This window comes from Sphingobium sp. CFD-2, from assembly GCF_024611135.1.
Taxonomy (GTDB): Bacteria; Pseudomonadota; Alphaproteobacteria; order Sphingomonadales; family Sphingomonadaceae; genus Sphingobium; species Sphingobium fuliginis.
Map to the genome: position 1 here is coordinate 287,433 of NZ_CP084406.1, position 18,782 is coordinate 306,214.

The following is an 18,782-nucleotide window of genomic DNA, read 5'->3' on the forward strand; positions in this document are numbered from 1 at the left end:
GGCCATGCCGGGCGCCAGCCCAATCTACGCCTCGTCCTTCTCCGCTCCCGCATGAAAGGCGATCCTCAGCGCTTCGGCCAGGCTTTTCACCTCCAGCTTCTGCATCAGGTTGGCGCGGTGGATTTCCACCGTGCGCGGGCTGATCCCCAGGTCATAGGCGATGGTCTTGTTGGGTAGCCCTTCCACCAGCCCGTCCAGCACCTCGCGCTCCCGCTCCGTCAGGATGTTGAGCCGCGCCCGCGCATCGTCCGCCCGCGCGCTCGCGCCACGGTCGGCCACGGCCACCCGCCGCGCGGCATCGACGCAGCCCAGCAACGCTGCCTTCTCGAACGGTTTTTCGATGAAGTCGCTTGCGCCTGCCTTCATCGCCGTCACCGCCATGTCGATGTCGCCATGGCCCGTCATGATCACCACGGGCAGCATGATGCCCCGCGCCCGCAGCTCGCGCTGCACCGCCAGCCCGTCCATGTCGGGCATCCGCACGTCCAGCAGCACGCAGCCCGGCTCCAGGTCGGCAGCCTCCTTCAGAAAGGGCAGGCCGCCGTCGAACAGCTTCACCGCGAAACCGCTCGTCTTCAGCATGAAGGACAATGACCGCCGGATCGCCTCGTCATCGTCCACGACATAGATGGGGAATGGCTCGCTCATGCTCTGGTCCTTCTTGTTGGCCGCATTTTGCGAGCCCGTCAGCCTTGCCGGCCGACTTCAAAATGCGCTAGTCCGCTGCGTCCAGGGTGAAGTGGAAGGCCGTGCCGCCCCATTGCGACGGTCCGGCCCAGATGCGCCCGCCATGACCCTCTACGATGGTCTGGCTGATCGACAGGCCGACGCCCATGCCGGATGGCTTGGTGGTGGTGAACGGGGTGAAGAGGGTGCGTGACATCTCCGGCGCGAGCCCCGGCCCGCTGTCCGCGACGATCACCTCGACCCTGCCGTTTTCGCCGGGGATGGCGGACAGGCGCAGGATGCGCGCCGGGCTGCCGGCCATCGCCTCCACGGCGTTCTTGGTGAGGTTGATGATGACCTGCTGCAACTGCACCCGGTTGACCAGCACCTTGTCGACGCGCGGATCGACGCTGATGTCCATATCGAGGCCCCGGCTGTCGACGCCGATGAAGGCCAGCGCCGCCCCCTCCGCCAGCAACAGGCGCAGGGGTTCGGGCTGGCGCATCGTCTCGCCGCGCTTGATGAACTCGCGCAGGGACCGGATGATCTCCCCCGCGCGCAGCGCCTGGGCCGCGCTTTCCGCCATCGCCTCGCGCAGCAGATCGCGGTCCACCGGACCCTCGGCGTCGAGCATGTCGCGCCCCGCCTCCAGATAATTGGCGATGGCGGTCAACGGCTGGTTGAGTTCATGCGCAAGGGCCGACGCCAGCGTGCCCATCGCCGTCACGCGGCCCGCATGGGCCAGTTCCGCCTGCAGGTCCGCCACGCGCCGCTCGGCCTGCTGGCTCTCGGTCAGGTCGCGGATGAAGCCGGTGAACAGCCGCCGCCCCTCGTCCTGTACCTCGCCCACCGACAGTTCGATGGGAAAGGTCGACCCGTCCCGCCGCCGCGCGCTGGTCAGGCGGCCGATGCCGATGATCCGCTTTTCGCCCGTGGACAGATAATGGCCGATATAGCCGTCATGCCTCTCCCGGTCGGGGGAGGGCATCAGCATCGAGATATTCTCGCCCAGCACATCGCTTTCGGCATATTGGAACATGCGCTGGGCCGCCGCGCTGAAGGACACGATCTGCCCGTGCATGTCGATGACGATCAGCGCGTCCGGCACGGTCGCCAGGATCGAGCCGAGCAGCGCCTGTTCCAGGCTGTGCTCGCGCTGCGTCAAGCCTTCCGTCTCATCGTCCGCTACCGCCATGCTTCCACCATGCCGTGGCTTCAGTGCGCCAGCAAGAGCGGAACATGTACCTCGCGCAACATGGCGCGGGTGACGCCGCCGAACACCATTTCCCTGAGCCGGCTATGGCCGAAGGCGCCCATCACCACCCAGTCCGGCTTCAGCGTGCCGACCGCGGCCTTCAGTGCCGCTTCGACGGTCCGGCCATCCTGCGGCCAGCTATGGAACTGGCATTTGATGCCATGGCGGGCCAGATATTCGGGCGCGTCGGTCGCGGGGAAGGGATATTTGCCCGCTTCCTCGACCGTCACGACATGCACCTCCTCCGCCAGCTTCAGCAGCGGCACGGACAGGCGCAGCGCGGCGGAGGCTTCCTGCGAGCCCTCCCACGCCACGACGGCGCGGCCCGTCACCGGAAAGGACTTCGCCTCCTGCGGCACGGCGATCACGGGAACCCGCCCGGCCAGCGCCAGATCGGCGGCCAGATGCAGCGGGTCGGCGAATTCCCGGCGCGGCCCGGACGGCAGGGTGACGATCATGCCGTCGGTCAACGTCGCGGCGGACAGCAGACCATGGACGACATCGCCCTCCACATGGCGCCAGGCCCAGCTCACGTCCTCGCGGCGCAGCCGGTCCTCGGTGCGCATTCGCGCCTTTTCATCGATGTCGTAAAGCTCCGCCATCATCGCGGGGGCCATGGACGCGCCGCCATACATGTCGGCCGCCACGAAATCCGGCATGGCGGTCACCTGCACGCAATGAATATGCGCGCCCGATGCGCGGGCGAGATCGCAGGCCGCCTGCAAGCGGCTTTCCGCGCCATGATCTTCATGAATGTGCAGCAGGACCGATTTCATCGTCTGTCTCCCGGCAAGCGTCTCTTCACCCTCTGGCTAGGACTGCCCCGGCGCGGTCGCCATCAGGAATAATCCTTATATCTCTTTCCGCCGCGGAATCCGATTGCAATGGTCATGAGTTGGACGACCATACGCCTTGAACTTGCCCGGACGCCGGCCTTTCCCAATGGATCGGCGGCGCGAAGCTATGTCCTGCGCCTGCCGCTCGGCAGCGGCGGCGTGATCGACGAAAGGGAATATCGCATCCATCCCGAACTGGCGACGGCGCGGCGGTTCTGGCCCAATGAGCCGGACCGGCACGGTACGCTGCTGCACACCCGGCATGGCTGGGCGCTGTCCTATGAGCCGGGGGAGGCGGATGACGAGAAAATCTATCGGCTGGACGCGCATGCCATCCATCCGGGCGCCTATCTGACCCTGACCGACCCGGACGGGGAATGCCTGCCCTTCGTGGTGAAGGGGCTCAGCCCGGCCTGATCGCAGGCGCGCCGGACCGCCGCTTTGGGTCCTGAGCCTAGGCCCGTTCCCATTGCGTCTGCGCGCGGCCATCCTCAAATGCGTCACCCAACCGCAACAGCTTCCTCCAAAAACATCCTATTTCTCCAACAGGGCCCATTCGGCCTGTCCTATTCCGTCCCTGCCGCGCTATCTCGCGTCCCTCTTTGAAACGTCCGATCAAAATCCCGCCTTCGCATACGCGCGCGCTGGCACGCGCGCGCGTACACTGTGAACTTCGACGTAAAACCGCCATTTTCGGCTCGTCATCATCTGAATGTCGATTGGCTCTAAGCCGGCTCCTTCGCCCGCTGCACGATGCTGTCGGCCAGCTTCGCATTGACCTCCGCCAGATGATCGAAATGCGCCTCATAATGCGCCATGCCCTGGCTCATGGAGCGGATCTCGGCTTCCAGCCCCTGCAACCCAGCCTCGGGGAGGAGGACCTCCAGCACGTCCCAATGGTGCCAGCCGTCCCGCGTCGTCATTCGCAACATCTGGCCCCGGCGGCTCGCAATGGCGGATGTGATGCGGGACGTGGCGGCGCCCGGACTCATGATCGTCACATGGGCGACCGGTTCCAGCAGATAGGGTGACGCCGCCGCCAGGGCGTCGGCCATGGCGATGCGCCCGGCGGTGCGGAAGGCGAGTTCGGAACTGTCGACGCTGTGGAACGATCCATCCACCAGCACCGCGCAGACATCCACGACGGGAAAGCCGAGCGGCCCCCTTGCGACGGCGTCGATCACGCCCTTCTCGACCGCGGGAATATATTGCCGGGGCACCGCGCCGCCAGTGATCCGTTCCTCGAAACGCACGCCCTCGCCCCGTTCGAGAGGACGGACTTCCAGCACGACGTCCCCGAACTGGCCATGGCCGCCGGATTGCTTCTTGTGGCGGCCACGCTGGGTCACGGCCTTGCGGATCGATTCGCGATAGGCAATCGTCGGCGCCTGAACGGACACGGCGACGCCGTAACGCCGCTTCAGCCGGTCGACTGCGACGGCGAGATGGTCCTCGCTCATGCCGTGCAGCAGGGTCTCCCGCGAACCTTCATCCTGGTCCCAGTGCAGTCCGGCATCCTCTTCGGCCAGCCGGTTGAGGGCGGTGGAAAGCCGCACCTCGTCCTTATGGTCCTTCGCCGCGATCGCCAGCGCGCAGTTCGCCGCCCTCCTCTCCACCGGCAGGCCGCTCTGCGGGGCCGTGCCGGCCATGCCGATCAGCTCGCCTGCCTGAACGGCCTCGACCTTGGCGATGCCGACGATGGAGCCGGCTTCGGCCGCCGGGATCTTCGCCGTCGCCATGCCCTGGATCGCGAACAATCCGCCGGGTCTTAGTGGCCGCCCCTTGCCGTCGGCCATCTCCGCCCCGTCGGCAAGCGCGCCGCCGAAGATGCGGGCCAGCGCCAGCCGGCCGACCGTCGCCGCGTGGGAGATTTTGAAGATCTGCGCCGCTTCGCCCCTGATCGCCAGTCGCTCCGCCGTCCGGGCGGGCGCGGGCGTGTCATGGCGCAGCATCTTCAGCAGCCGCCGGATGCCGAAACCGTTGGAGGCGGAACCGAACAGCACCGGGACGATCAGGCCGCTGGCGGTCTCCCGCGCCAGATCGGCAAAGACGGTTTCCAGGCTGGGCTGTTCGTCGGACAGCAATTGTTCGAGCAACAGTTCGTCATGGTCGGCCAATTGTTCCAGCATGTGGAAACGCGCCGCGCTTTCATCGTCCTTCACATGCGGGGCGAGCGCGACCTGCTGCGATTTCCTGCCCGCCTCATAATGATAGGCTCGCTCCAGCGCGAGGTCGACGAAGCCCGCGACTCGTTCCCCGGCGCGGATCGGGATCTGGCGCGCCACCAGAGCGGCGGCGCTCATCGGCGCGAGCGCCGTCAACAGGTCCTCTATGCTGCCCCGCGCCTGATCGATCTTGTTGACGAACAATGCGTGCGGGATGCCCGCGCCCTCCAGCCTGCGCAGCACCGGCTGGGCCAGCGCGGCGCGCTCGGGATCGGGATCGATCACCACGACGGCAAGGTCGGCCATGTCGAGCGCAGATGCCCCATCCGCGGCGAAGCCCGGCGCGCCGGGCACGTCGATCAGCGCGAACCGGTCGCCCATCCATTCGAAATGCATCAGGTTGAGTTCGGTGGAACTGCCCCGTTCGCGCGCCTCCGGGCTGGCGTCGCCCGTGCTGTTTCCCGCCTGAACCGATCCCTGGCGCGGGATCGCGCCGGTTATGAACAGCATCGCTTCGGCAAGGCTGGTCTTGCCCGCCCCGGCGGGTCCGACGAGCGCGATGGCCCGGGTGTAACAGCCGCTCATCCTGGCTCTCCTCCAATCCATCCGTCTCTCTTGATGAAGCCGGTCGCTTGGAAGCAGGGATGTTCGTCCCATATCGGCCGGAACGCAAGGGCGAGATCGTCCATCGCATGCTATGGCCCCGCGCAACGATTCATTGGAGAGCGACATGCTGCCCGCCCGGACCTTCAGCATCACCATCGCCCGCGATTGGCGCGCACTTTACGAAATCATCTGGCGCCCGGAATATTTCCCGCGCTGGGCGTCGGGCCTTGCCGAATCCGGCTTGCGGCAGGAAGGCGCGCACTGGCTGGCCGATGGCCCCGAAGGTCCGATCCGCATCCGCTTCACGCCGCATAATGTCTATGGCGTGATGGATCATCATGTCGACCTGGGCAACGGCGAGGAGGTGTTTGTCCCGCTGCGCGTCGTGCAGAATGGCGAAGGGGCGGAAGTCATGCTGACGCTGTTCCGCCAACCCGACATGGACGATGACCGATTCGCCGCCGACATCCGCTGGATCAACCGCGACCTGAAGGCCCTGAAAGCGTTGATCGAAAGCTAGGGTGCACGCAGGCCCGACCCGCAAAACACCCTTCTTATACTGCTAATGACTTGCAACATCCTGCTCATTTGGCTAGCGGACGAGCAGCCTTATGGGGGAAAGAATGCATATCCGCTCGTCTGTCCTGTTCGCCACCAGCGCGCTTGCGCTGTTGAGCCAGCCTGCGCTGGCCCAGTCCGAACCTGCAGCCGAGGATGCCGGCCCGATCATCGTGACTGCGGCGCGCACGATCCTGCCCGCCAACGCCCTGCCGCTGACCATCGACGTCATCGATCAGGAAACGCTCAACCAGCAGGTCGCAATCGGCGGGTCCATTGTCGATGCGGTGTCCGCGCTGACCCCATCCTTCTCGCCCACGCGGCAGAAGCTGTCCGGCGCGGGGGAGACGCTGCGCGGCCGCTCGCCGCTCTATGCGATCAACGGCGTTCCGCAGACCGCTCCGCTGCGCGACGGAGCGAGGGATGGCTTCACCATCGATCCTTTCTTCATCGACCGGGTGGAGCTGATCTACGGTTCCAATGCGCTGCAGGGGATCGGCGGCACGGGCGGCATCGTCAACCAAGTGACCGTTGCGCCTCCCCAGGCGGATGGACTGACCGGCCGGATGCTGGTGCAGGGGAATGCCGACACCGGCTTTCGCAGCGACGGCATCGGGGGCAAGGTGGCGGGGCTGATCGGCTGGCGTTCCGGGGGGTGGGATGCGACGGTGGGCGCAGCCTATGAGAAGCGCGGCGCCTTTTACGACGGCCATGGCAATCGCGTCGGCACCGACCTGACCCAGGGCGAGACGCAGGATAGCCGGAGTTGGTCGTTGTTCGGCCGCTTCGGCTATGCGCTCAGCGACAGCGCGCGGCTGGACCTGACCATGAGCCGCTTCCAGTTGAAGGGGGAGGGCGATTATGTTGCTGTAGACGGCAATTATCGCGTCGACCGCCCGACCAGTTCGGTGCGCGGCACGCCGCCGGGCGTTCCTGCCGCGAACCGCACAGAAAGTGCGGCGCTGACCCTGACCGACAGCAACTTGTGGGGTGGCAATTTCATCGCCCAGCTCTTCTTCAACCGTTCGCGCGACACCTATGGCGGGGAGGTGGCGCCGATCGCCAGCTTCCAGGACCCGCGCATCGCGCCCAGGGATACGCTGTTCGACCAGTCGCAGAACCGCAGCCGCAAATATGGCGGCAAGATCAGTTATGAACGCGCAATGCCGGGGTTCGAGGCGCTGACCGCCACCATTGGCTTTGACGCGCTCTATGACCTGACCGAACAGCGGCTGATCGCGACCGGCCGGACCTGGGTGCCGCCGACCGACTATCGCAGCCTCGCGCCCTTCGCCCAGTTCAATCTGGCGTTGTTCGACAAGAAGCTGCGCGTGGCGGGCGGATTGCGTCATGAGGATGTGCGCATCAGCATCGACGACTATCATACTCTCTGGACCTATGGCGGCGGCGTCGATGTCGCGGGCGGCAGGCCGACATTCAGCGATACGCTGCTCAATGGTGGCGTGATCCTGGAACCCTGGGCCGGCATCCGCGCCTATGCCAGCTATGCCGAGGGCTATACCGTGCCCGATGTCGGCCGGATCGCCCGGGCAGTCGCCACGCCCGGCGTCGACATCGACGATTATGTGAATATCAGCCCGATCGTCTCCAACAACCGGGAGATCGGATTCGAAGTGAAGCGAGGCCCGATCGACGCCAGCGCGGCCTATTTCTGGTCCACCAGCAAGAACGGATCGCTGCTGGTGCAGAGCGGCGGGGTGTTCGAGGTCCAGCGTCAGCGGGTGGAAATACATGGGCTGGAACTGAACCTGTCGGCCAGGACGCCGCTGCCGGGGCTGACCCTCTCGACCGGCTATGCCCATCTGATCGGTCGCACCGACGGATCGGACAATGGCATCGACAAGGTGGATCGCGATCTGGATGGCGCCAATATCTCGCCTGACCGTCTGAACCTGGCCGCCAATTATGTGCACGGTCCGGTTTCAGCGCGCATCCAGACGCAATTCTTCCTGTCCCGGCAGTTCGAACGGACGCCGGGCGCCTATCCGCCGCTCTACCGGTTCGACGGCTATGACGTGACCGATCTGTCGCTGCGTTATCAGACCCGGTTCGGGGCATTGACGCTCGCGGCGCAGAATATCTTCGACACATTCTACATCGATTATTACAGCCAGACCGTCCGGCCCAATGACAACGCCCATTATTTCGCGGGACGCGGCCGCAATTTCACCCTCTCATGGGACTATAGGTTCTAATGAAGCTGATCGACACCCTCCATCGCTGGACCGGCGGGCTGATCGGGCTGCTGCTCGCCCTTCTGGGCCTTAGCGGCGCGTTGCTGGTGCATAAAAATGCCTGGACCCTGGCGCCCCACGCCGGCGACCCGCGCGTGGAGGATGTCCGCCAACTGGCCGAGACGACGCAGCGCATCATGGCGAATCCGGCGGGACGGCCCCAGTCGATCAGCTATGCGTCCGACGATTTCGGGTTGCTGAAGCTGCTGTTCGACAATGGCGGCGGCGCCTATGCGGATCAGCGGGGTGCCATGGTGACGCGGTGGAGCAGCCAGTGGGAGCGGCCCGAACTCTGGCTGTTCGACTTCCACCATCATCTCTTTTCCGGCGAGACGGGCGATTGGGTGATCGGCATCGCCGCGCTTTGCGGCCTGTTCTTCGTGTTCACCGGCCTCATCCTCTGGTGGCGCACGCGGCGGACTTTCGAATGGCGCCTATGGCCGGCGCGGATGAGCCGCCCGGCGATCGTGCGGCATCACCGCGATCTGGGCGTCGTCGTCGCGCCGCTGCTGCTGCTGTCGCTGGTCACAGGGGCCGTGCTGGTGTTCCGGCCGATGGCGGCGCTGCTGTTCGGGCCGGGGGCGCCAGCGCAGATCGACACGGCGCTCGCTCCACCGCCGCCGCGCGACGCCAAACTTGGCGAAGGGCTCGATTGGGGGGCCATGGTCATGACGGCCAAGGCGCGCTTTCCCGATGCGGAGTTGCGCAGCCTCAGCCTGCCGCGCAAGGATAATGGGTTGATCGCAATCCGCATGCGGCGGCCGCAGGAATGGCTGCCCAATGGCCGCACCACCCTCTGGTTCGCGGCGGACAGCGGCGCGCTGGTCGCGGCGCGCGATGCCGCGACGCTGCCGATGGCGGCGAAGGGCTATAATCTGCTCTACCCGCTCCACGCGGCGAAGGTCGGCGGTCTGGCGTTCAGGCTGGTCATGACCCTGTCGGGCCTGGCGATGACGCTGCTCGGCACGCTGACGGTCTGGACCTTCTGGTTCAGGCGTCCTGTGAAGCCGGCGCGTGCCCGTCAAATGGCGATCAGCGCGTAGGGACGGTCGAACCGCTCCGACAGCACGAACTGCGCGCAATTATAGACCGGAACGCCGCCGGGCGTTTTCCCCTCAAAGGCGCCGCGATGAGCGTGGCCGTGGACCGCGAAGCGGACATTGTCGAACCTGTCGATCGCCTCGGCCAGCCGTGAGGAACCGAGAAAGGGGAAAATCTCCGGCGGCTCCCCCTGCACCGTGTCCACCACCGGCGCATAGTGCAGCACGGCCACGGTCCTTTCCGTCCGCAGGGATCGCAGCGCATTTTCCAGTTTGCGCGCCTCGTTGATCGATTCCTCGACGAAGCCCTTGATCGCGCTTTCCCCGAAAGCGCCAAGCTCCCCCCGGCCGAAACCGCCGACAAAGCCCTTTACCCCGGCAAAGCCGACGCCCTTTATCTCGACCGCCTGATCGTCCAGCACGGTCACGCCCGCGCCGCGCAATATCTGCGCCACGACCTCAGGCTGGCCGCATTCATGGTCGTGATTGCCCAGTACCGCGACCGTCGGAATGGTGCAGCTTCGCAGGTCTTCGGCCAGTATCTCGGCCTCCCGCGTCTTGCCGAAATTGGTGAGGTCGCCGCATAGCGCCAATATGTCCGCCTGAGCCGAAATCTCCTCGAACATGGCGCGGTAGCGATGTTCGGACGCATCGGTGACATGCAGGTCCCCGACGGCAGCGAGGACAAGGCTGTCCTTAGGCCGCGGCTCACTGGTTGCGATCATGGCTCTCCTCCAGCCCCTTGCCGACCACGTCGGCAAAGCCCCATTCGGTGATGTCGACCAGATAGTCGCGCGGTGAAAGCAGACGGCCGCGGCACACCCGCAGATTGGGCACGGGCAGTTCGGCGCGGGTCTGCAAGCGCCCCAGCAATTCCTCGAACAGCCAGAGCGGGATGCAATGGCGTTCCGTCGGATAGATGAAGCGGAAATTCAGCAGGTGGATGAGCAGCACTTCCCAGTGCAGTTCCATCGCGTCCAGCAGGCGTTGCCAGTCGATATGTTCATGCTGCCGCAGGATGATGTGCGCGACGTCCGCGCCGTCATAGCGGTAGCGGTCCTGGATGAAGACCTTCGAGAGGATGAATTCGGTCGGCGGCGTGATCCGCACCGTCGTGCCATAGACCTCCGCATGGGAGACATCGCGGAACCATTCCTCCGTCACGGGCAGGCTGGCGGAGGAGATGTTGTAGATGACGTCGAAGAAATTGCTGCCGCGCCAGACCTTGCCGATCCAGCGTTCATCCTCGAATTCGACGCGATGTCCCAGCGCCTTGAAATAGGCGAGGATGCGGGGCGCGTCGCCGGGCTTGCAGAAGACGTCCAGATCCTTGGTCGGCCGCATGATGCCGGTATGGCATCCCAGCGCATAGGTGCCCGACAGCATGAACGGGATGCCGGATTCCACCAGATGCGCAAGGCTTTCGGCGTAGAATTCGGCAGCCTCCGGAGGGGGATCGAAGGTGACGGGGTACTGGCTCATCACCCTGGGGAACGGACAAGCGGGCGCTTCCGTTCCCCTGCCGGGCAGAAGCCTATCGCATCGTCGGGATGACGAAGCTCTGGTCGATCACCGCGCCGCCGTCGGGCCAGCGCTGCGTGATCTTCTTGGTGCGGGTGTAGAAGCGCACGCCGTCCATGCCATACTGGTCGAGATCGCCGAAGCCCGAACGCTTCCAGCCGCCGAAGCTGTGATAGGCGACCGGCACCGGGATCGGCACGTTGATGCCGACCATGCCGACTTCGACATCGGCGGCGAATTTGCGCGCATAGTCGCCGTTGCGGGTGAAGATGGCGACGCCGTTGCCATATTGATGCTTCGACGGATAGCTGAGCGCCTCCTCGAAGGTCTGGGCGCGCAGGATCTGGAGCACCGGGCCGAAAATCTCGTCCTGATAGCTTTTCATCTGCGGCGTCACCCGGTCGATCAGCGTCGGGGCGAGGTAGAAGCCCTCCTCATAGCCCTGAAGCGAGAAACCGCGTCCGTCGACCACGATCTCCGCGCCTTCGTCGGCGGCCATCTGGATATAGCTTTCGACACGGGCCTTGTGCACGCCGGTGACCAGCGGGCCATATTGCGCGTCGGGATCGGTAGGGATGCCGGGGCGCAGCGTTTCGATGGCGTCCAGCAGCTTGGCGCGGAAGGCGTCGGCCGTGGCTTCGCCCACCGGCACGACCACCGGCAGCGCCATGCAGCGTTCGCCCGCCGAACCATAGGCCGCGCCGACGATGTCGGCCACTGCCTGATCCATGTCGGCGTCGGGCAGGATGATGCCGTGATTCTTGGCCCCGCCCATCGCCTGCACGCGCTTGCCGTTCTGCGCGCCGCGGGCATAGACGTAATTGGCGATGTCGGACGATCCGACGAAGCTGACCGCCTTGATGGCGGGATGGTCGAGAATGGCGTCGACCATCTCCTTGTCGCCATGGACGACGTTCAGGATGCCGGCGGGCATGCCTGCCTCCATGGCGAGTTCAGCGAGGCGCACCGGGACGGAGGGGTCGCGTTCGGAGGGCTTTAGGATGAAGGCGTTGCCGCAGGCGATGGCCATGGCGCTCATCCAGAGGGGGATCATCGCGGGGAAGTTGAAGGGGGTGATGCCAGCGGCGATGCCCAGCGGCTGGCGCATGGAATAGACGTCGATGCCCGGACCCGCGCCCTGGGTGTATTCGCCCTTCAGCAGATGGGGGATGCCGCAGGCGAATTCGACGACTTCCAGGCCGCGCTGGATGTCGCCCTTCGCATCAGCGACGACCTTGCCATGTTCGGAGGAGAGCAGGACGGCGAGTTCGTCCATATTCTGTTCGATCAGTTCCTTGAAGCGGAACATGACGCGGGCGCGGCGCTGGGGGTTGGTGGCGGCCCATTCGGGCTGGGCGGCGAGGGCGGAATCCACCGCCTTCTGGAGATGGGCGGCGGTGGCGAGTTCGACCTGCGCCTGGACAGCGCCGGTGGCGGGGTTCAGCACGTCGGACAGGCGGGCGCCGGCGAGCGGGGCGGATTGTCCATGAATGAAATGAGTAATTGAACGCATTTTTCCGGTTTCCTCTCCTGCCGGTGGATGGCTTTGGTATAGACGGGTCAGCTTTGCAGATATACGGGTATGTGGACACATTGGTTGTGCGGATTTGCCCATGCTGAATTCCGACGAACTGCGCCTGTTCCTGGCCGTGATGCGGGAGGGCAACATGCTGGCCGCAGCCCGGCGGGTCGGCGTGGATCATAGCACGGTCGCCCGGCGCCTGACCAATATGGAGGCGACGCTGGGCGCGCGGCTGTTCGACCGCAGCCCGCGCGGGGTGACGCCCACGCCCGCCGCCTTCGCGCTGGTTTCCCATGCCGAGCGGATCGAGAGCGAGCTGCTCGCCGCGATGAGCAGCGTCGCGGGGCGCGACCGGGAGGTGGAGGGGACGGTGCGGCTCGCCACGCCGGAGGCCTTTGCCAGCCATCTGATCGCGCCGCGCGTGGCCGAGTTGCGGGAGCGGCATCCGCGCCTGACGCTGGAGCTTGCGTCCGAAAGCAAGGCGGCCAGCCTGTCGCGGCGGGAGGCGGAGATCGCCGTGATGCTGAAGCCGCCGCCCAAGGGACGGTTCGTGACGCGCAAGCTGGCCGATTACCGGCTGGGGCTCTATGCGTCGAAAGCCTATCTGGCGCGGGAGGGGGCGCCGACGGGGCGGGGCGACCTGAGCCGTCATGTCTTCGTTTCCTATATCGAGGAACTGGCCGGGTTCGCGGAGATGATCGCGCTGGACCAGCTGTTGCCCGGCGCGGCCATCGTCTTCCGCGCCAGTTCCAGCGCCGCGCAGCATGCAGCGGTGGCGGCGGGGATGGGGCTGGGCGTGCTGCATGTCTTCGCGGCGGCGGAGGATGAGCGGCTGGTGCAGTTGTTTCCGGAGTCGATGCCGGAGTCGATGCCGGAGTCGATGGAGGTGTGGCGCAGCTATTGGCTGGTGATGCATGCCGATCTGCAGAGGCTGCCCAGGGTGCGGGCGGCGGCGGATTTTCTGGAGGAGGTGACGCGGGGGATGCGGGAGCGCTTATAGGGGCGCGGGCCGATCCCCGACCGCCGCCTTCGGCGGGAGATCGGGCGTTCAGGCCGCCATCTTCACGGGGATGGCGGGATCGGCCAGCTTTGTCCGGTCGACCGCGACGCCCTTCAGGATCAGGGTGCGGGCGCCCATGAAATCCCTGGGGCTGTTGATGGCGTCGACCGCGATCACCCGGTCCCCGCGCAGATAGAGGGCGGTGAACGGACCGTTTTCCGGATCGCCGCGCACGACCATGTCGTCGGCATCCCGGTTGAGGCCGGCGGATTGCAGCCTGATGTCATACTGGTCGGACCAGAAGGTCGGCAGCGCGCGATATTCGGCCGGCGCCCCCAATATGGTGTCGGCGGCGGTGGCGGCGGAATCCATCGCATGCTGCACGGATTCGAGCCGCCAGAGCCCGCCCGCATGGGGATTGGGGTGCCGCGCGCAGTCGCCTATCGCCAATATGCCTTCCGCCGAGGTCCGGCAATATCCGTCGACCAGCACGCCGCCGTCGCAGGCGATGCCCGCCTGTTCCGCGAGCGCCGTTTCCGCATCGATGCCGATGCCGACGATGGCGATGTCGACGGGGATTTCCCCGCCCGAGGCCAGGCGGATGGCAGAGACGCGATCCGCGCCGGAAAAGCCCGCAATCCGTTCGTCCAGGCGCAGGTCGACGCCCCGGCGGCGATGCTGCCGTTCGAAGAAATCGGAGAGCAGGGGGGAGGTGACGCGCTGGAGGACGCGGGGCTGCGCCTCCACGACGACGACTTCATGCCCCATTTCGCGCGCCGCCGCCGCGACCTCCAGCCCGACATAGCCCGCGCCGACGAGGCCGACCCGGCCGCCGCCGCGAAGCCCCGCCCGAATGGCGTCCACATCCGCGACGGTGCGCAGATGATGGATGCCCGGCAGGCCGGAACCGGGGCAGCGCAGGGTGCGCGCCCTGCCGCCGGTCGCCAGCACGCACCATCCGAAGCGGATCGTCCGGCCATCGTCCAGTTCGGCGCGCCGCCCGGCGGGATCGAGCGAACGGACCCTGCATCCCAGTTCGAACCGGACCCGCTGTTCGTCCCAATAGCCGCTGTCCCGCAGCAGCAGCCGGTCGATCTGCATGGCGCCGACCAGATAGGCCTTGGAGAGGGGAGGGCGGTCATAGGGCAGGCAGTCCTCTTCGCCCGCCACGGCGATGCTGCCGGCAAAGCCCTTCTGCCGCAGCGCAATGGCCAGATGCGCGCCCGCATGGCCGCCGCCGACGATGAGGACGTCCGTTTGCTCGTTCAATGCGATTCTCCTCCCCTGTGCGCGGTCGCCGGCGACGATCCGGCGCGCTGTCGGCCCCGTCGCGGGCGCGCCGCCGCCGCGCCGCGCGAACGGATTGCCGGGCGGCGAGGGGCAACGGCCTGTTTCCCATCGACATTGCGGATCGTTCGGGCCGGCGACAGCCCATGCCGATGCTTCGAAGCTGGGCCAAAATCGCCGCGGCAACTATCCCCTGAGCGCAGGCCTTGCCCTGATCGCGCGGTCTTTTCGGGCGGCAGGCTTGACCCGGCCCTGTAATAAGAGTGTCATCGCGCAAGGGACGAGGCTGTAACGACATCCAGCCATGACGGCCTGCAAAGGGCGGTCGTCCGCGCTTCCGGCACGCTGCGTTCCGGATCGCGGGACCGCCATGTCCGGCGCGTCATTTTCCGGATGTCGATGCAGCCGAGGGAGGGCCGTGTCGATGATCCGTCGCCGGGGTGGGCAGCGTCCACCGGAGCGAGGCAGGCGTTTCAAGCCGGGTCGGGGACCGGGCCAGGGAGGACGAGCATGTTGACGCAAATGGCTGCGCCGAGCCGGTTCTGGAATGGCGAGGCGCTTCCGCTGGTTCAGTGGAACAGGTTCAGCAGCACCGACGCGGGCGATGTCGAGGCGCATATGAGCCGGATGTTCTGCCCCCACAGGCTGGACGTGCAGGGCGGGCGGCCGCCGATCGATTTCCGCCACAATCAGGCGCAGCTCAAGGCGCTGACCTTCAACGCGCAGGATTATGGCAATCCCTTCGGGCGGATTTCCATCGACGTGCCGCAGATGGGGCAGATCTATCTGGTGCAATTCTCGCTGACGGGCACGTCCTTCATCACCCATGACAGGGACAGTTTCAGCCTGGCGCCCGGCGAGATGTGCGTGCTGGCCCCGGATTCGCATTTCCGCCAGACGTTCGAGGCGGGCTACAAGCATTTCACCATCAAGATACCCAAGGCCGATCTGGAGCAGGTGCTGGCGAGCGAACTGGGGTTCCGGCCCGACGATCTGGTCTTTTCGACCCGGCCGGTGCCGCTGGTGGGGGCGGCGCAGGCCTTTGCCCATCTGGTCCGGACGATCTGCGACGACATCGATTACGGGCTGACGGGCTATACCCATCCCCGCGCCAGCGGCGCGGTGGAGGATACGCTGAAGCGCCTGCTGCTGGCGGCGGTGCCGCACAATCATTCCGAACTGTTCGACAGCGCGCCATCCGGGCCCGCGCCCTATTATGTGCGGCGCGTCGAGGATTTCGTGCGGGGCCATGCGTGCGAGGCGATCTCCCTGATCGACATGATCGAGATTTCCGGGGTCAGCGCGCGGTCGCTGCATGCGGGGTTCCGGCGGTTTCGCGGGGTGACGCCGATGGTCTACCTCAAAAATGTGCGGCTGGACCTGGCGCGCAAGATGCTGCTGGGCGGCGTGGAGGAGGGGCATAGCGTGACCGATGTCGCGCTGGCCTGCGGGTTCAGCCATTTGAGCAAATTCGCCCGCGATTATGCGGAGCGGTTCGGGGAGCGGCCTTCGGCCACGTTGCGGCAGTTGAAGGGGTGAGGGGCGGGCGCGTGTCAGTTCTGTTCCGGTGGGATTGAGGTACGGCCTGCTCCTGCGAAGGCACTCGAACGAGACGAGTGGCTCGTGAGAGTCCAGTTCCAGCGGCGGGACTGGGTTCCTGCCTTCGCAGGAACAGGGTGGAGGTTTGACTTAAGCGCTGCACCGGCCATCAGGGCGCGATATGCACCGCGCCGTCGATGATCTCCACCGCATAGGTCTTGAGCGCGATGGAGCAGGGGGCCGCGCAGGCCGCGCCGGTCCTGATGTCGAAGCTGCCGAGGTGGAAGGGGCAGACGATCCTGCCATCCTCTATCTCGCCCTCCGCCAGCGAGGCTTCGCCATGGGTGCAGAGGTCGTCGGTGGCGAACACCTCCCCGTCCAGCAGATAGACGGCGATGCCGTGGCCGCCGTCCAGTTCGACGCGGTGCACTTCGTCTTCGCTGAGATCGTCGATTGCGCAGAGGCGGATCATGGGGCGAACGCCTTCTTGATCGCCCAGGGGGGCGTCGCCACGCCCTGCACGCGCAGGTCCAGCTTCACGGACGTGAATTTCCATTCTTCTTCCTCATATATTGTCAGGCTGTCGTACCAGCCGCCCAGCCAGCGATCTTCCGGACCGGAGTCCCCGGCCATGGTGGACAGTTCCCAAAGATACCAGCGGCAGCGCGCCGAGCGGGCGTCTTCCATAAATTCGACATGGGGGGCGACCATATAGTGGATCGACCACAGCACCTGTTCGGCGGCGATGCGGGCGAGGCCCCGGGCAATGGCGGCGGCGCCGTGGAAGGTGGCGAAGCCCTCCGCCGACCAGGTGGCGTCCGCGTGGAACAGCGGTCGCATGATCGCCGGGTCGTTCCTTCGGTCCGCGCCGTGGGCGTAGCGCGCCACGAGACCTTCCATCTCCTGGCGCGCTTCGATGCGGAACAGCCGTTCCTCCATGGGCAGGGGAGCCATATTCAGGCGGCCATCGGGCGCAGCCCGCGCCATGTCTCCTGCCCGCCATGGACGGCGAGGAAGCGCGCCTCCTCGAACGCATAGGGGACGCCGGGGGAGCCGGAATATAGTTCGATATGCGGGGCGACCTCGGCCAGCGAGAGGGCGAGATTGTAGAGGGCGTGGTGGCTTTCCGGCAGCGCGCCCAGCGGGAAGCGGTCGACCTCCGCCAGCGCGTCCGGCAGGCGGGGCAGCATGCGGTCGTAGAAAGCGCGCAGTTCCGCCGCGCTCGATGCCTGCCGCTTGCGCTGGCGCTGGTCGGCGGTGGGCAGGTTCCAGTCGAGAAGGGGGGAGAGGTCTTCGAAGCCGGTGGGCAAAGTGGGTTGCGTCATGGTCTTTTCCCCCTCACGCATTGACATATCGGTCGACCACGGCGGCGCTGTGGCGGATGAGGATTTCGTCGTCCTGGAGATTCTGGACGAGCTTGGCGCGGGACTGCATCGCCCTTTGCGTGTCCTCCATGGTGGCGGTGTCCTCCAGCCAGGCGTTGCGCTGAAGCGTCATCGCATGTTCGATGGCCCAGCGTTCGGCGTTGGTCTTCGGCGGGCGGACATAATAGCGGCCCTCCCAGAGCGTGCGGTTATGGGCGATGGGCCAGAATTGGTGGGTGAACCAGATGCCTTCCGACACATGGATCAGCGTGTTGGGGAAGAGGACGCTGAGTTCGAAGGCGAAATCGTCGCGCTTGTCCGGGTTGATCGCGGGGGGCAGCATGGTTTCGGCGCGCTGGGTGACGAGCGAGGCGCCGGCGATGCCATTGGCGATGCCCGCGACCGGGGTGAGTTTCGCGCCCAGCGTCAGGCAGACGGCGCAGCTGCGGTGCGGGCCCATCAGCTTCACATTTTGCAGCCCGGTGGAGAAGGTGTTGGGGAAGGAGCCGGCATGGATGGTGTCGACATGATAGGCCTCCGCAAAGGCGTCGTGCGCGACCTTCCAATTGCATTCCAGTTCGGTGTGGTAGGTGAACTGGTAGTTGAGTTCGGCAAAGGGGAAGCCCGCGAAATGCGCGGCATAGTCGCCCAGAAAGTCGGCCAGGCTGTTGTCCGGATTTTCGGCCAGGTTGACAAAGATGAAGCCTTCCCAGACATCGGTGTGGATAGGGGTCAGGCCGTTCCGCTGCTTGTCGAAACATGGGTAGAAGCGTTCCTCGCTCGGCACATGCTTCAGCGCGCCGTCCGCGCCATAGACCCAGCCGTGGAAGCGGCAGGTGACGATGGCCGCCTTGCTGCGGCCGAAGGTTTCCGGGCCGGTTTCGGTGACGACGGTGTTGCCGCGATGGGCGCAGACATTGTGATGGGCGCGCACGATATCGTCCTTGCCGCGCATCAGGATGACCGAGGTGTCGGCGGCGGCGAGGCGCTTGACCTTGTAATCGCCCCTGTCGGGGATTTCGTCGACGCGGCCGACGCAGAGCCAGACCTTCCTGAATATCTTCTCCCGTTCCCGTTCATACCAGTCCGGGTCGATATAGGGTTCGATGGAGATGGGCCCCGATCCCAGTTCGGGATGTTCGTGTAACCAGCGATGCGCGTCGTTCAT

18 protein-coding genes are annotated in these 18,782 nt (G+C 66.0%); 6 read left to right on the forward strand and 12 right to left on the reverse strand.

What is annotated here, in order from left to right; all coding sequences use genetic code 11:
- Nucleotides 1–24 precede the first annotated feature (24 nt).
- The 3 genes from fixJ to LDB29_RS21575 all read right to left on the reverse strand — a co-directional run bounded on the left by fixJ (nucleotide 25) and on the right by LDB29_RS21575 (nucleotide 2,697).
- Nucleotides 25–648: a response regulator FixJ gene (gene fixJ, locus LDB29_RS21565; protein WP_025548467.1), complete on the reverse strand. Its 624-nt coding sequence runs from the start codon at nucleotides 646–648 to the stop codon at nucleotides 25–27.
- A 67-nt stretch (nucleotides 649–715) separates the two neighbouring features.
- Nucleotides 716–1,861: a sensor histidine kinase gene (locus tag LDB29_RS21570; RefSeq protein ID WP_025548469.1), complete on the reverse strand. Its 1,146-nt coding sequence runs from the start codon at nucleotides 1,859–1,861 to the stop codon at nucleotides 716–718.
- A 20-nt stretch (nucleotides 1,862–1,881) separates the two neighbouring features.
- Entirely contained in the window at nucleotides 1,882–2,697 is an 816-nt protein-coding gene (locus LDB29_RS21575; RefSeq protein ID WP_257557753.1) for a universal stress protein, read from the reverse strand.
- 114 nt (nucleotides 2,698–2,811) lie between these two features.
- Between LDB29_RS21575 and LDB29_RS21580 the strand changes: the two genes are divergently transcribed.
- On the forward strand, nucleotides 2,812–3,174 hold the full coding sequence (locus tag LDB29_RS21580; RefSeq protein WP_025548473.1) for a hypothetical protein: 363 nt from the start codon (nucleotides 2,812–2,814) through the stop codon (nucleotides 3,172–3,174).
- Nucleotides 3,175–3,482: 308 nt separating this feature from the next.
- Here LDB29_RS21580 and LDB29_RS21585 read toward each other — a convergent pair whose 3' ends face one another.
- Nucleotides 3,483–5,507 carry an elongation factor G gene (locus LDB29_RS21585; RefSeq protein WP_257557754.1) on the reverse strand — a complete coding sequence of 675 codons (2,025 nt, stop codon included), beginning with the start codon at nucleotides 5,505–5,507 and terminating at the stop codon, nucleotides 3,483–3,485.
- 145 nt (nucleotides 5,508–5,652) lie between these two features.
- On the opposite strand from LDB29_RS21585, the gene LDB29_RS21590 reads away from it, so the two are divergent.
- From LDB29_RS21590 to LDB29_RS21600, 3 genes are all read left to right on the forward strand, one after another.
- A complete protein-coding gene (locus LDB29_RS21590; RefSeq protein ID WP_025548474.1) occupies nucleotides 5,653–6,048 on the forward strand; it encodes a hypothetical protein in 396 nt (131 codons plus the stop codon).
- Between the two features lie 103 nt (nucleotides 6,049–6,151).
- Entirely contained in the window at nucleotides 6,152–8,302 is a 2,151-nt protein-coding gene (locus LDB29_RS21595) for a TonB-dependent receptor (protein ID WP_257557756.1), read from the forward strand.
- Entirely contained in the window at nucleotides 8,302–9,384 is a 1,083-nt protein-coding gene (locus LDB29_RS21600) for a PepSY domain-containing protein (protein ID WP_257557758.1), read from the forward strand. Before LDB29_RS21595 ends, LDB29_RS21600 begins: the two co-directional genes overlap by 1 nt.
- Here LDB29_RS21600 and LDB29_RS21605 read toward each other — a convergent pair.
- From LDB29_RS21605 to LDB29_RS21615, 3 genes are read right to left on the reverse strand one after another with little or no spacing between them, the layout of a single operon-like run.
- Nucleotides 9,363–10,106, reverse strand: a complete 744-nt coding sequence (locus LDB29_RS21605) for a metallophosphoesterase (RefSeq protein ID WP_222886766.1) — start codon at nucleotides 10,104–10,106, stop codon at nucleotides 9,363–9,365. The two genes, LDB29_RS21600 and LDB29_RS21605, sit on opposite strands and share 22 nt — an antisense overlap.
- On the reverse strand, nucleotides 10,090–10,863 hold the full coding sequence (locus LDB29_RS21610; protein WP_257557762.1) for a nucleotidyltransferase family protein: 774 nt from the start codon (nucleotides 10,861–10,863) through the stop codon (nucleotides 10,090–10,092). The genes LDB29_RS21605 and LDB29_RS21610 overlap by 17 nt, the downstream gene beginning before the upstream one ends.
- A 52-nt stretch (nucleotides 10,864–10,915) precedes the next feature.
- The gene (locus tag LDB29_RS21615) at nucleotides 10,916–12,415 is read right to left on the reverse strand and encodes a CoA-acylating methylmalonate-semialdehyde dehydrogenase (RefSeq protein ID WP_048575215.1); all 1,500 of its coding nucleotides are present in this window, start codon (nucleotides 12,413–12,415) and stop codon (nucleotides 10,916–10,918) included.
- Between the two features lie 100 nt (nucleotides 12,416–12,515).
- On the opposite strand from LDB29_RS21615, the gene LDB29_RS21620 reads away from it, so the two are divergent.
- Entirely contained in the window at nucleotides 12,516–13,424 is a 909-nt protein-coding gene (locus tag LDB29_RS21620) for a LysR family transcriptional regulator (protein ID WP_257557765.1), read from the forward strand.
- A gap of 48 nt (nucleotides 13,425–13,472) precedes the next feature.
- On the opposite strand, the gene LDB29_RS21625 is transcribed toward LDB29_RS21620, so the two are convergent.
- Nucleotides 13,473–14,693 carry an NAD(P)/FAD-dependent oxidoreductase gene (locus LDB29_RS21625; RefSeq protein ID WP_257557766.1) on the reverse strand — a complete coding sequence of 407 codons (1,221 nt, stop codon included), beginning with the start codon at nucleotides 14,691–14,693 and terminating at the stop codon, nucleotides 13,473–13,475.
- 528 nt (nucleotides 14,694–15,221) lie between these two features.
- Here LDB29_RS21625 and LDB29_RS21630 point away from each other — a divergent pair.
- Nucleotides 15,222–16,250, forward strand: a complete 1,029-nt coding sequence (locus LDB29_RS21630) for an AraC family transcriptional regulator (RefSeq protein ID WP_044660980.1) — start codon at nucleotides 15,222–15,224, stop codon at nucleotides 16,248–16,250.
- A gap of 169 nt (nucleotides 16,251–16,419) precedes the next feature.
- On the opposite strand, the gene LDB29_RS21635 is transcribed toward LDB29_RS21630, so the two are convergent.
- Genes LDB29_RS21635 through LDB29_RS21650 form a run of 4 tightly spaced genes read right to left on the reverse strand, consistent with a single transcriptional unit; the run spans nucleotide 16,420 to nucleotide 18,782 of the window.
- Nucleotides 16,420–16,722, reverse strand: a complete 303-nt coding sequence (locus LDB29_RS21635) for a non-heme iron oxygenase ferredoxin subunit (RefSeq protein ID WP_044660979.1) — start codon at nucleotides 16,720–16,722, stop codon at nucleotides 16,420–16,422.
- The gene (locus LDB29_RS21640; protein WP_140043141.1) at nucleotides 16,719–17,237 is read right to left on the reverse strand and encodes a nuclear transport factor 2 family protein; all 519 of its coding nucleotides are present in this window, start codon (nucleotides 17,235–17,237) and stop codon (nucleotides 16,719–16,721) included. Before LDB29_RS21640 ends, LDB29_RS21635 begins: the two co-directional genes overlap by 4 nt.
- Nucleotides 17,207–17,575, reverse strand: coding sequence for a hypothetical protein (locus LDB29_RS21645; RefSeq protein WP_061937042.1), 369 nt, complete (start codon nucleotides 17,573–17,575; stop codon nucleotides 17,207–17,209). The genes LDB29_RS21640 and LDB29_RS21645 overlap by 31 nt, the downstream gene beginning before the upstream one ends.
- Nucleotides 17,576–17,588: 13 nt before the next feature.
- On the reverse strand, nucleotides 17,589–18,782 hold the full coding sequence (locus LDB29_RS21650; RefSeq protein ID WP_257557768.1) for an aromatic ring-hydroxylating dioxygenase subunit alpha: 1,194 nt from the start codon (nucleotides 18,780–18,782) through the stop codon (nucleotides 17,589–17,591).